General features: G+C 52.2%; 9 protein-coding genes. 3 read left to right on the forward strand and 6 right to left on the reverse strand.

Annotation, left to right across the window (positions count from 1 at the left end; all coding sequences use genetic code 11):
• Window positions 1-2: 2 nt before the first annotated feature.
• The gene (locus OGX97_RS20785) at window positions 3-1,142 is read right to left on the reverse strand and encodes a polysaccharide export protein (RefSeq protein WP_003834266.1); all 1,140 of its coding nucleotides are present in this window, start codon (window positions 1,140-1,142) and stop codon (window positions 3-5) included.
• Window positions 1,143-1,797: 655 nt separating this feature from the next.
• Between OGX97_RS20785 and OGX97_RS20790 the strand changes: the two genes are divergently transcribed.
• Window positions 1,798-3,381 (forward strand): TerC family protein, encoded by a 1,584-nt coding sequence (locus tag OGX97_RS20790; protein ID WP_235127193.1) that lies wholly within the window; start codon window positions 1,798-1,800, stop codon window positions 3,379-3,381.
• A 44-nt stretch (window positions 3,382-3,425) separates the two neighbouring features.
• On the opposite strand, the gene asmA is transcribed toward OGX97_RS20790, so the two are convergent.
• The 3 genes from asmA to udk form a co-directional block, all read right to left on the reverse strand.
• Complete coding sequence (gene asmA / locus OGX97_RS20795) at window positions 3,426-5,279, reverse strand: outer membrane assembly protein AsmA (protein ID WP_235127191.1); 1,854 nt, start codon at window positions 5,277-5,279, stop codon at window positions 3,426-3,428.
• Between the two features lie 26 nt (window positions 5,280-5,305).
• Window positions 5,306-5,887: a dCTP deaminase gene (gene dcd / locus OGX97_RS20800; RefSeq protein ID WP_003834269.1), complete on the reverse strand. Its 582-nt coding sequence runs from the start codon at window positions 5,885-5,887 to the stop codon at window positions 5,306-5,308.
• A 91-nt stretch (window positions 5,888-5,978) separates the two neighbouring features.
• Window positions 5,979-6,620, reverse strand: coding sequence for a uridine kinase (gene udk / locus OGX97_RS20805; protein ID WP_003036776.1), 642 nt, complete (start codon window positions 6,618-6,620; stop codon window positions 5,979-5,981).
• 315 nt (window positions 6,621-6,935) lie between these two features.
• Here udk and OGX97_RS20810 point away from each other — a divergent pair, with 315 nt between their 5' ends.
• Window positions 6,936-10,265, forward strand: coding sequence for a diguanylate cyclase (locus tag OGX97_RS20810; RefSeq protein WP_048236395.1), 3,330 nt, complete (start codon window positions 6,936-6,938; stop codon window positions 10,263-10,265).
• Here OGX97_RS20810 and alkA read toward each other — a convergent pair.
• Window positions 10,233-11,102, reverse strand: coding sequence for a DNA-3-methyladenine glycosylase 2 (gene alkA / locus OGX97_RS20815; protein ID WP_235127189.1), 870 nt, complete (start codon window positions 11,100-11,102; stop codon window positions 10,233-10,235). The genes OGX97_RS20810 and alkA overlap by 33 nt on opposite strands.
• Before the next feature lie 136 nt (window positions 11,103-11,238).
• Between alkA and yegD the strand changes: the two genes are divergently transcribed.
• Window positions 11,239-12,591, forward strand: a complete 1,353-nt coding sequence (yegD, locus tag OGX97_RS20820) for a molecular chaperone (RefSeq protein ID WP_032943940.1) — start codon at window positions 11,239-11,241, stop codon at window positions 12,589-12,591.
• Window positions 12,592-12,690: 99 nt separating this feature from the next.
• On the opposite strand, the gene OGX97_RS20825 is transcribed toward yegD, so the two are convergent.
• Window positions 12,691-12,750 carry a type I toxin-antitoxin system Ibs family toxin gene (locus OGX97_RS20825; RefSeq protein ID WP_100280300.1) on the reverse strand — a complete coding sequence of 20 codons (60 nt, stop codon included), beginning with the start codon at window positions 12,748-12,750 and terminating at the stop codon, window positions 12,691-12,693.
• Window positions 12,751-13,007 lie beyond the last annotated feature (257 nt).

Genomic DNA, 13,007 nt, shown 5'->3' on the forward strand with positions numbered 1-13,007 from the left:
GATTACCAGTTGTGAAGGTCGCTGGCCGTGTCCGTCATATAGCGAACACCGCTAATAGTCGGCAGCAACTGATTGATCAAACGGTTCCAGCGAGCAACCGGCGCGGTAGTGACGTACACCACATCGTATGGCTGGAGTCGGAATGATGTTGCCATCACCAGCGACGTCGCATCGGACATATCAAGCTGATAGATATTGGCGATCTTGCCGTTGTTCCCGCCCTCACCTTTCAATGGTCGAATAACGAAAATGCCGCTGGCATTGGAGGTGGTCAGGTCAATACCTTCGGCATTGCCCAGCGCTTCGGTAAGCGTCATGCCGCTGAAGTCCATTTTTAGGGTGCTCTGTTTTTTCACTTCTCCCATTACGAAGACTTTCAGATCGTCATTACGCGGAACAAACAGAATGTCGCCAGGATAGAGCAGACGGTTCTGGCTCAGGTCGCCATTTTGCATCAGCGCTTGCAGTGAAATACGTTGCTCCTGCCCTTTATGAGTCAGTACAACGTTGCGCCAGTCTGCTGCCTCGGTGAGACCGCCAGCGGCGTTAATGGCATCGAGAACGGTAAGCGGCACGTTGGTGATGGCCTGTTGGCCGGATTTGTTCACCTGCCCGGAGACATAGGCCTTCTGCGAGCGGAAAGCGGCGATATTAACGTCCACCTGCGGGTCAGCAATGTACTTCGCTAAGCGCCCGGTAATATCACTACGAATCTCTGCCAACGTTTTTCCCACCACGCTGACTTTGCCGATGTAGGGGTAAAACATGGTGCCATCAGGCTGCACCCAGTTGCCGGTATCGCTTGAGCTACGGTACTGCCCGGCCGGCGTGGTGAGTTCAGGATGGTCCCAGACGGTCACATTCAGGACATCCCCCGGGCCGACCCGGTACTGATACCCGGAAATCTCCTGGTCCAGCGACATATTAGGCTGGGCAACATTTGGTCGAGGACGTAATTGTTCGACCAGACGTGGCGTGAGTGGATAAACATTCACCATGCGATCGATATCAAAATCAGCGTCCTGCTGTTTAATCACATCTTTGCCCATCGTAGACATATTGCTGCCCGGAAGCACGGTACAACCGTTTATCAAGATCACCGATACCAATACTGGCATCAATTTAAGTTTGGATTTCATCATTGATTATTTATCACTTTGGCAGAGTATTTATCACATGCAATCTAAATAGCGACTTCGCCTGTACGTATTTACCTTGCCGTTAATTGAAATGAAATTTAACTGGCATCAGTCCTAAAAAAAATGAATTCATCTGCGGTCTCTTGACAGAATAATTTAGGCTTGTTTCAGGCGACCAGACACGCTACCGCCCCTGGCTTCACTAGCTACCAATGCACTGATTAATTTAAATTTTTATCTTCTCCTTTATTTTCATCACATTTACAGCGTTAACGCATCGGGAATGGCGCCACTGATTGATGAGGAAATATTTATCTTTTGATTATTACCGCAAGAATTGTTGCAGCTATGCGAATATCAGGCAAGATAACAAACCGCCGATACCTGGCTTTTAAGATTAATATTAAGCGTCGGATTTATATATTTTTAGGATTTTATTGATATTGACAATATTGATATAAAAATATTCCACCTGCGATATTTCCTAAATATGTTTAGATTAATAAAATCATTTCCTGTAGTTACATTAAGGCTATTATCCTGCATCAGTTCTGATATAACCGACAGAGAAATCCCTTCTCGCCATTGCATTTTTCGCCAGTTTTACCCATGATCGAATTGTGACAATTGTCATACAACTATGGGTATAGCATTTACTATGGAATGGATTGCCGATCCGTCAATCTGGGCCGGACTGGTCACGTTAATCGTGATCGAACTTGTTCTTGGCATTGATAATCTTGTTTTTATTGCCATCCTCGCGGAGAAACTACCTCCTGCCCAGCGGGATAAGGCGCGTATTACCGGGCTACTGCTGGCGATGGTTATGCGCCTGCTGCTGCTGGCATCAATATCCTGGCTGGTAACGCTGACCACGCCGCTGTTCAGCATTCGCGATCTCAGCTTCAGCGCCCGCGATCTGATCATGCTGTTCGGTGGTTTCTTCCTGCTGTTTAAAGCCACTATGGAGCTCAACGAACGGCTGGAAGGGAAAGACAGCGATAACCCCACCCAGCGTAAAGGCGCTAAGTTCTGGGGTGTGGTCGCGCAAATCGTGGTGCTGGACGCCATCTTCTCTCTGGATTCCGTCATTACCGCTGTTGGCATGGTCGATCACCTGGCGGTGATGATGGCGGCAGTCATTATTGCCATCAGCCTGATGTTGCTGGCCAGCAAGTCGCTGACGCGCTTTGTTAACAGCCATCCAACTATTGTTATTCTGTGTCTGAGCTTCCTGCTGATGATTGGTTTCAGTCTGGTGGCCGAAGGGTTTGGTTTCCATATCCCGAAAGGTTACCTGTACGCAGCCATCGGCTTCTCGGTCATGATCGAAGCATTGAACCAGTTGGCTATCTTTAACCGTCGTCGCTTCCTCTCAGCCAACCATACTCTGCGCCAGCGCACCGCCGAGGCGGTAATGCGGCTGCTGAGCGGGCAAAAAGAAGATGCCGAACTGGATGCCGAAACCGCAGCGATGCTGGCGGATCATCATGAAGGTCAGATTTTTGCGCCACAGGAGCGGCGGATGATTGAACGTGTGCTGAACTTCAATCAGCGTACCGTCAGCAGTATCATGACCTCGCGCCATGATATTGAACATATCGACCTCAATGCGCCCGAAACAGAAATCCGCGCCTTACTGGAAAAAAACCAGCATACGCGTCTGGTGGTCACTGGCGAAGACGAGCAGGAGGAACTGTTGGGCGTGGTGCATGTCATCGATTTACTGCAACAGTCTCTGCGCGGCGAACCGCTCGACCTGCGCGTCTTGATTCGCCAGCCGCTGGTGTTCCCGGAGACCTTGCCGCTGCTTCCGGCGCTTGAACAGTTCCGTAATGCCCGGACGCATTTCGCGTTTGTAGCCGATGAATTTGGTTCCGTCGAAGGGATTGTGACGCTGAGTGATGTGATGGAAACCATCGCCGGCAATCTGCCAAACGAGGTAGAGGAAATCGACGCCCGTCATGATATTCAGAAAAACGCCGATGGTTCGTGGACCGCTAACGGGCATATGCCGCTGGAAGACCTGGTGCAGTACGTGCCTATCCCGTTAGACGATAAGCGTGAGTATCACACCATTGCCGGACTGTTAATGGAGTATTTGCAGCGCATCCCGAAAACCGGGGAGGAAGTTCAGGTTGGCGACTATCGGCTAAAAACCCTGCAGGTGGAAAATCATCGCGTGCAAAAGGTCCAGCTGATACCGCTACACGGTGAAGAAGAGATGGATTACGAGGTGTAAGTCACGAGCCGGATGGGGCATTAGCCACCATCCGGCAATATGAATCAGAGCTTATCCAGCAACTTTTTAACATCTTTGCCGTTGCGGGAATCTTTATTGCGATCTGCCCAGTCATTCAGACGACGTTTTGCTTCATCCTGCAGATGCTTACGCAAAAGCTGATCAACTTGCAGACTGTAGTTCAGTGATTGCCACTGGCCATAGACCCTGAGAGGAACCGGGGTGGCCTTCAGGAAACTAATCAACTTACTTTCGCCATCCCAACCGCCCAGCACGCGAATGTTAAACAGCGTGTCGCAATTCTGCTTCACCAGATCTAACGCTCCTTTGCCGGTCAGCGCCAACATCGCGGACTCGCCTGCCATGTTATCCAGCGTCACCTCTCCGTTATCCAGCGTCATATCGGTTACAAAATGATCCAACCGGGTCACGTTATCGAGGTTTTGCTGAGATTTAACATCCCCACCGCTGCGTTCTACAGCCTGTTGAATCATCTGCTGGAAGTTCATCCCTTCCATTCGCGTATCGTTCATTTCGACATGGGCCTGCCCTTGCCAGCTATGGCGAAACGCCTGGGCATCAATATCTGAGCCGGAAAAATCTCCCGCCAGCGACAGCTTGCCGGTGAGTGCGATGGGGTAATCAAAGGCCTTCAAAATAGTGCCAATTTCCACACCTTCCAGGCGCGGATGAAAGACCGCTCGCGGTTCTCCCTTTCTGGCATCCAGCGTGCCGGGCAGTGAGATCAGCCCGCCATCACTTTTTCCCTGCAACTGCGCAATGTTCAGTAAGCCGAACTGGTTGTCTATTTTTGCCGAAACACTCTCAAACGCCATTTTCCGCCACAGCACTTTGTCAGCCTGCAAAGCGATGTCTGCCGAAAAACCCTTGAGTCCCTGATACGAAACGGCATCAACCTGGGAAGCAATGACGGGGCGCGCCAGCGTTGACTGACTCTGACCTTGCTGAACGTCACCTTTTGCTGTCGCCGCTGCGTCATGTTGTACGAGCAGGTTATCCAGATTGAGCTGACCAAATTTCAGGTCGACGGCCCATTCCGGTTTTTCCAACAAGGATACGTGTGCTTGCCCGGAGAACGAAGAGTCATTGGCGGTCAAATTTATCTGACTAAACGAAAGCTGTTTTTTCTCTTCCAGCCATTGTGTCTGAAGATGTCCCTGACCGTTGATCCCCTGGGGCGGCAGATCGGCCCCCTGCAATTGCCAGCTTAACTGCTCGATATTCGCAGATAAGTTGTGCGGATAATCGGAGGCATCGACCGTGCCGTTAAAGGATAACGCGAGATCGCGCTGATCGCGGTTTACACGCCCGGAAAATTCAAACGTGCCGCGGTGCTGGCTATCTTGTTCCATCTCCAGACGAATATCACGAACGGTAACTTGTTCATCGTCTTCATGCTGGAATACCAGAACACTGTCGGCAACGCGCAAACGGGCGATATCAAACGACCATCCTTTGTCTTCCGCCAGATCGGGCAACATATTGTCTTTTGGGGCAACGGGCGCATCTTTGCCGCGTACCGCCTCAGTTTGCGGGGTCAGTTGAATCACTGCGCCTCTGAGCATCACCTGCTTCACGCTGAGCTGGTGGCTCAACAGCGGCCACAACGCGACGTCGAGACGCATATTGTCGGCACGAACCAGAGGTTCGCTGGCACCTTCAGCCGTTAACACCACTCGCCCTGAGAGGATACTCAGTTGCGGCCATACGTGCCAACGCAGGGGGCCATCCAACTGCAGCTGATACCCACTACGTGCGGCAACCTGCTTGACCATATACGCGCGGAAATCATTCGGATTCACCAACAGTACTAACGCAGAAAAGCCAGCCACCAGCACGACCAGAAGAATCATCAGCGTCGTCAGAAATCGTCTCATGCTATCCCCAATGGACTGAAAAACACTCAGTCTTTATCGATCCGGCTGGCAACGGCGCCCTGCTGGTCGCGATACTTCGCATCCTGACGACGGTTGTATGGTCGCGCTGCCGGACCGGAAAGCGGTTCGAAACTTAACGCGCCAATCGGCATGCCCGGACGCAGAGCCAGCGGTAATTTTCCGGAGTTGTAAAACTCCAGTACGATACAGCCAGACCAGCCCGGATCGATACGGTGTGCGGTGACGTGTACCATCAGTCCCAGACGCGCCAGAGATGAACGGCCATCTAACCAACCGACGAGATCGGAAGGCAGCGTCACGGATTCGAATGTTACTGCCAGCGCAAGCTCACCCGGATGCAAGAAGAATGCCTCGCCGTCCTTGAGGACGATTTCATCACTCATCACGCGATCCAGCGCGGCGCTGACTTCATCTTTCGGTCCGCTCAAATCGATATACGCCGCTGTATGACCGCGGAACGTACGGAATTTGTTGCCAAGACGCACATCTACCGTGGCGCCATTGATTCGCTCGACAGGAGGGCGTGGAGTGATCGACAGGCGACCTTCATCCAACCAGGCTTCAATATCTCGGTCACATAAACGCATGGCACTTTCTCCTTTCGTGCTTCAAACCCTTAATGCCAGGTGCGTTAAGGGTGAACCAGGTTATCACTGAACGGTACACAATTCGCTGAACTTATTCAAAGAACTGACTGATTTTAGCCTTCAGAATATCGATGGCGATGCGGTTTTTACCCCCGCGCGGCACAATGATGTCGGCGTATTGCTTTGAAGGCTCAATAAATTGCAGGAACATTGGACGGACGGTTTTCTGGTATTGCGCCATCACCGAATCCATTGAACGACCACGTTCATTCACATCGCGCTTAATACGGCGCATCAGACAAATATCCAGCGGCGTATCAACAAAAATAGAAAAGTTCATCTCATCGCGCAAACGCGCATCCGTCAGCAGCAAAATGCCTTCCAGGATAATGACTTTCTTCGGTTCGATATGAATAGTGTCTTGCGTACGCGTGTGCTCAACATAGCTATAAACCGGCAGCTCAATGGCAGAGCCGCGTTTCAACGTTTGCAGATGTTGAAACAGCAGGCTGTGGTCCATCGCGTTCGGATGGTCGTAGTTGGTTTTTACACGTTCTTCCATCGACAGATGGCTTTGATCTTTGTAATAGCTGTCTTCGGGAATAACGCCAATATGTTCGTCACCGACTTGTTCACGCAATTCGCGATAAAGAGTACTGGCAATAAGGCTCTTGCCGGAAGCCGATGCGCCGGCAATGCCGATAATGACGCACTGATGGGACTGATCAGTCATAAATTTAGCGACCTGATTAACCTGGATGTAAGGAAGGGCGGCGCCGAAACGCCAAACGCGGCAATTATAGGGATTTCAGCGGCGCGATGCCACCCCAGGCTGCACCAATGCTGTCCCTGTCGCAAATTAAAATGGTCAGATTTAGAACAGCCGCTATATTTATTCACCTGCCTTAGGAATTAATAGCTTGGGAGTGTTAATTTATGAGCAGCTGGCGTATAAATTGTAAATTGTTTGTACTAGCATAATCCCAGATTAAATGTGATGCGTCCGGCATCTCTGCTGGGCGACAACGGCTATTTGGGTAGAGTGGTAATGAGTAAACAATCCCAACATGTTTTAGTTACCTTACCCCATCCTCTACTGCGCCTGGCCAGTTTAGGTCTGGTGGCTTTCATCTTTACGTTGTTTTCGCTGGAACTATCACGTTACGGCGCACAGCTTGCCCCTCTGTGGTTTCCAACCTCTATCATGATGGTGGCTTTTTACCGTCACGCGGGAAAGATGTGGCCAGGGATCGCGCTGGCTTGCTCATTCGGTAGCATCGGCGCCTCTTTACTTTTTTTCCCCGGACAGTCGCTTAATTTCTCCTATACGGTCATTAACATTATTGAGGCTGTTGTTGGCGCAATGTTATTGCGTAAACTGCTGCCCTGGTACAATCCCTTACAAAATTTGAATGACTGGGCGCGCCTGGCATTTGGTAGCGCGGTTGTTCCGCCACTGTTGGGCGGCATTTTGATGTGGTTGTTGCTGCCGAAGGACACGTCGTTAAATACCTTTCTCATTTGGGTACTGTCAGAATCCATTGGCGCACTGGCGTTGGTGCCGTTAGGTTTACTGTTTAAACCACATTACCTGTTGCGCCATCGCGACCCGCGATTATTGCTTGAGACCCTGATTACCCTGCTGGTGACCTTAACGCTCAGTTGGCTGTCCATGATGTACATTCCATGGCCATTTACCTGCGTTATTGTCCTGCTGATGTGGAGCGCTGTCCGTCTGCCGCGTATGGAGGCGTTTTTAATATTCCTCAGCACCGTGATGATGGTTTCGCTGATGCTGGCTGCCGACCCTTCGCTGCTTTACACCCCGAAACCGAACATGATGACGGACATCCCCTGGTTGCCGTTTTTGATGATCCTGTTGCCAGCTAATATGATGACCATGGTGATGTACGCGTTTCGAGCCGAACGCAAGCACATTTCAGAAAGCGAGTCACGCTTTCGCAACGCCATGGAATATTCCGCGATTGGCATGGCGTTAGTCGGTACCGAGGGGCAATGGTTACAGGCCAATAAAGCCTTGTGTCAGTTTCTGGGCTATAGCCAGGAGGAGTTACGTTCACTGACCTTCCAGCAATTAACCTGGCCGGAAGATTTGAATAACGACATTGAACAGCTGAACATGCTGGCACGCGGAGAGATTAATAGCTATTCCATGGAAAAACGCTATTACACCCGTTCGGGCGACGTCGTCTGGGCGTTGCTGGCCGTTTCGTTGGTGCGTCATAGCGACAATACCCCTCTCTATTTTATCGCGCAGGTTGAGGACATTAACGACCTGAAGCATACCGAGTGGATTAACAAACGGTTGATGGAGCGCATTACCCTCGCCAATGAAGCCGGGGGGATTGGGATCTGGGAATGGGAACTCCAGCCTGACGTGATCAGCTGGGATAAACGGATGTTCGATCTCTACGAAGTTCCTGCGCATATCAAGCCCAGTTGGCAAGTCTGGTATGAGTGCGTGGTACCCGAAGATCGTGAGTACGCCGAAAATGTAATTCGTGATTCACTGGCCGCACGGGCTCCGTTTAAGCTTGAGTTTCGTATCGCGGTAAAAGATGGCATACGCCATATCCGCTCGTTGGCCAACCGGGTACTGAATAAAGACGGTGAAGTTGAACGCTTACTTGGTATCAATATGGATATGACCGAAGTCAAGCAGCTTAACGAAGCGCTGTATCAGGAAAAAGAGCGCCTTCACATTACGCTGGATTCAATCGGCGAAGCGGTGATTTGTATTGATGTCGATATGAACGTGACCTTTATGAATCCGGTTGCTGAGAAAATGAGCGGCTGGCAGCAGGACAGTGCCATCGGCATTCCGCTATTGACGGTACTACATATTACTTTTGGCGAGAACGGTCCGCTGATGGAAAATATCTACAGTGCTGACATGTCGCGTACGGCAATCGAACAGGAAGTGGTCCTGCATTGTCGTAACGGCAACAGTTATGACATTCAGTACAGCATCACGCCCCTCAGCACCCTTGATGGTGGCAGCATTGGCTCGGTGTTGGTTATTCAGGACGTTACCGAGTCGCGGAAGATGCTCCGCCAGCTTAGCTACAGCGCCTCGCATGATGACCTGACCCAGTTGGCAAACCGGGTCAGCTTCGAAAACCATCTAAAACAATTGCTGCATTCGGTACACGACACGCACCAGCGTCATGTGCTGGTTTTTATCGACCTGGATCGTTTTAAAGCGGTGAACGACAGCGCGGGTCATGCCGCTGGAGATGCCCTGCTGCGTGAACTCTCAGCGCTTATGCTCAGCATGTTGCGATCCAGCGATATGCTGGCACGCCTGGGCGGCGACGAGTTTGGTCTGTTGCTACCGGATTGTAATATCGAAAGCGCCCGCTTTATCTCAGGTCGCGTCATCAGCGCCATTAATGATTACCACTTCATGTGGGAAGGCCGCTTACACCGTATTGGCGCCAGCGCAGGGATTACGCTCATTGATGAGAAAAACCACGTCGCGACCGATGTGATGTCTCAGGCCGATATCGCCTGCTACGCGGCGAAAAACAGCGGCCGTGGGCGAGTCTGTGTCTATGAACCTCAGCAAAGCCAGGCCCATGCCGCGCGTAGTCAACTGACATTGGATGAACAAAGACACACCATTATGCACAACCCAATGCTGATGATCGCCAGAGGTGTGGCTTCCCCGCGTATACCGGAGACGTTTAGCTTCTGGATTATTTCGCTTCGCTTAGGCACCGCTGAGGGTGAAGTCATTGAGGAGCAAGCCTTCCGCGCCGGGCTGGTCGATCCCGCGTTAAGCAAGGCGCTTGACCGTCGGGTATTTAGCGAGTTCTTCCAGAACTCTGCCCAAGCAGTAGCCAGTAAGGGCCTCAGTATTGCCCTGCCCCTTTCCGCCGTCGGCCTGCTCAACACAGAACTTATCGATGAGCTGCTGGAGCACTTGCAACGCAGTCCACTACCGCCGCGATTGCTGCATCTGACCGTTCCGGCAAGCGTCTTCAAAACCAACCCAACGCAGGCTATATCCGCCCTGCATCGACTGCGTCAGTACGGTTGTCGAATTGTATTAAGTCAGGTTGGTCGCGATTTAGAGCTCTTTGACAACCTGAAATATCGCATTGTCGATTACCTGTTGCTCGACAGCGAGCTAAGTGCCAGCGCTCCCGGCAACCTGATCGACGAAATGTGGGTGTCCATTATCCAGGGTCATGCCCAGCGCCTGGACATAAAAACTATCGCCGGTCCGGTGCAGTTGCCACTCATCATGGATACGCTTTCTGGCATCGGTGTTGATATGATTTATGGCGATATTATTGCCGATGCCCAACCGCTGGATCTGCTACTGAATACCAGTAATTTCGCCATCAACTGACGGTTGCCAGCCATCCGTATACCAAATATGTAACAGCGCATAGGAGCGCCAGGGTTTCCAGCGCTCTGCATACCGTCGGATCTGGGCCGGTGTCATGCCGGGAAAACGCTGCTTAATCAGATAGTCATCCGGCAGAAAAACATCTTTCGCCTGCCAACCACGTAGCGCGAAATAGTTGGCGGTCCAGCGCCCTATCCCGGGAAACGTTTGTAGCTGCTTAACGCCTTGTTCGATATCGGCAGGGGCTGTTGTCGCGAGCGTTCCTTCAAGGGTTGCATGAGCCAGGTGAATCAACGCTTCGGCGCGTTTGAGCGGCATTCCTAACGCTTTCAGGTGCAGCGGATCGGCATTGGCAAGCGCTTCCGGCGTAGGAAAACACACATACTCGGGCGCATCCTCCAGCGCTTCCCCGTAAGCATGCGCCACTTTCGCCGTCAGTTTCGCCGCCATAGCCACGCTGACTAACTGCCCTAAAATCGCTCGTACTCCTTGTTCAAAAGCATCGACACTGCCCGGCAAACGCAGTCCCGGACGCGCTGCACCGAGGCTGCCCAGCGCGGCGATAATTTGCTGCGGGCAACAGCCAAGATCGAACAAGCGCGTTATTTTTGCCAGACACTCGGAGGCGACCGGCTGTAACCCTGTGCTCAACGTCACGTGTAGCACGTTGGCGTGCAGATCCGGGACAACGCGCACCAGACCACGATGCCCCCCTACGCACAGGCTTCTGACATAGCTCAGTTCCTCTACGGTTTCGACACCTTCAACCGCACGGGCGGCAAGAAATCCCAGCATCCAGGGCCAGTCATAAGGTGGTTGCCAGCTCAGCGTGAACATTCAGTTTTCCTTTTTACGCAAACCTACAGCATAAACGGTATTCAATCAGTACGCCTTGCTTTCATATTCCAGTTGTCGGGGCGTCAACTATTCGTTAAAGTCACGCCCCTTCTTCACTGGCATGGGGATTTTTACGGTGTTTATTGGTTTTGACTACGGTACGGCAAACTGTTCAGTGGCCGTTATGCGTGATGGGCAGCCCCACCTGCTCAAAATGGAAAATAACAGCACGCTGCTACCCTCAATGCTGTGCGCACCAACGCGCGAAGCGGTTAGCGAGTGGCTGTATCGCCATCACGACATCCCAACTACGGACGATGAAACGCAGGCGCTGCTTCGCCGTGCTATGCGCTACAACCGCGAAGAAGACATCGACGTTAACGCCAACAGCGTACAGTTCGGTCTGGCATCGCTGGGTCAGTATATTGAAGACCCGGAAGAGGTGTACTTCGTTAAATCACCAAAATCATTTTTGGGCGCCAGCGGTCTGAAGCCGCAGCAGGTTGCGCTGTTTGAAGATCTGGTCTGTGCAATGATGCTGCACATTCGCAACCAGGCGCAAAGCCAGCTGCCGGAAGCTATCACTCAGGCCGTGATTGGTCGGCCCATCAACTTCCAGGGATTAGGTGGCGATGACGCCAACACCCAGGCGCAGGGTATTCTTGAACGTGCGGCCAAACGCGCCGGTTTTCAGGATGTCGTCTTCCAGTACGAGCCGGTAGCGGCGGGACTGGATTACGAAGCAACGCTGCAGGAAGAAAAACGCGTGTTGGTGGTGGATATCGGCGGGGGTACGACCGACTGTTCACTGCTGCTGATGGGGCCGCAATGGCATCAGCGTGCCGATCGCGAAAACAGCCTGCTGGGACACAGTGGCTGCCGCGTAGGCGGGAACGATCTGGATATCGCGCTGGCGTTTAAACACCTGATGCCACTGCTGGGTATGGGCGGTGAGACAGAAAAAGGTATCGCCTTACCGATTCTCCCGTGGTGGAACGCGGTCGCAATCAACGACGTTCCCGCGCAAAGTGATTTCTATAGCAGCGCCAACGGTCGACTGCTCAACGATCTTGTCCGCGACGCGAGAGAAGCCGATAAAGTCGCTCTGCTGCTTAAAGTCTGGCGCGAGCGTCTGAGCTATCGCCTGGTGCGCAGTGCAGAAGAGAGCAAAATCGCACTTTCCGACCAGACCATTGTAACGGCGGCGATACCGTTTATCAGCGACACGCTGGCAACCGATATCAATCAACACGGACTGGAAGCTGCGCTCAATCAGCCCCTGGCGCGTATTCTTGAGCAGGTCCAGCTGGCGCTGGACAACGCACAGGAAAAACCGGACGTGATTTATCTGACCGGCGGCAGCGCGCGTTCGCCGCTGATTAAAAAAGCCCTCGCCCAGCAGCTTCCCGGGATCCCTATCGCGGGTGGCGATGACTTCGGTTCTGTCACCGCCGGACTGGCCCGCTGGGCTGACGTTGTTTTCCGCTAAGCCGCTCGCACGCTGAAAAGTGTGCGTATTGACATCATCCTTGCTGTGGCTTATTTTCAGGAGTGAGGGTTAGGGAGGGTTTCCCCTCCCCCTGGTGTCTTAGTAAGCCGCGAAGCTAATGACTAAGAGTATCACCAGTATGATGACCTGCTTCATCATAACCCTTTCCTTATTTTGGCCCCTTCCTCGGGAGGGGCTTTCCCGTTCCAGCGTCCTGCTGAAATCTCTGGCTTCCCTCCTTTTTGCCTTGTCAGCACTCTATCGCACAATTGCGTATTCGCTATCTTCACCACCGGTTGTTGCGTAACGCCTCGCAAAGCCGCGTCAGCATTCAGACGAATCCCGACAGTGTTTCATAATTCCTCCATTTTTCTCCCTTGTTCACTGGCTAAACTAGTATCATTCCGCGAATCGTT

Origin of the sequence: Citrobacter sp. Cpo061 (genome assembly GCF_030332845.1) — a bacterium.
GTDB lineage: Bacteria > Pseudomonadota > Gammaproteobacteria > Enterobacterales > Enterobacteriaceae > Citrobacter > Citrobacter portucalensis.

Coding starts and splice junctions, on each gene's coding strand:
- OGX97_RS20785 (WP_003834266.1), bottom strand. CDS start 1,142: ATGATGAAATCCAAACTTAAATTGATGCCAGTATTGGTATCGGTGATC.
- OGX97_RS20790 (WP_235127193.1), top strand. CDS start 1,798: ATGGAATGGATTGCCGATCCGTCAATCTGGGCCGGACTGGTCACGTTA.
- asmA (WP_235127191.1), bottom strand. CDS start 5,279: ATGAGACGATTTCTGACGACGCTGATGATTCTTCTGGTCGTGCTGGTG.
- dcd (WP_003834269.1), bottom strand. CDS start 5,887: ATGCGTTTATGTGACCGAGATATTGAAGCCTGGTTGGATGAAGGTCGC.
- udk (WP_003036776.1), bottom strand. CDS start 6,620: ATGACTGATCAGTCCCATCAGTGCGTCATTATCGGCATTGCCGGCGCA.
- OGX97_RS20810 (WP_048236395.1), top strand. CDS start 6,936: ATGAGTAAACAATCCCAACATGTTTTAGTTACCTTACCCCATCCTCTA.
- alkA (WP_235127189.1), bottom strand. CDS start 11,102: ATGTTCACGCTGAGCTGGCAACCACCTTATGACTGGCCCTGGATGCTG.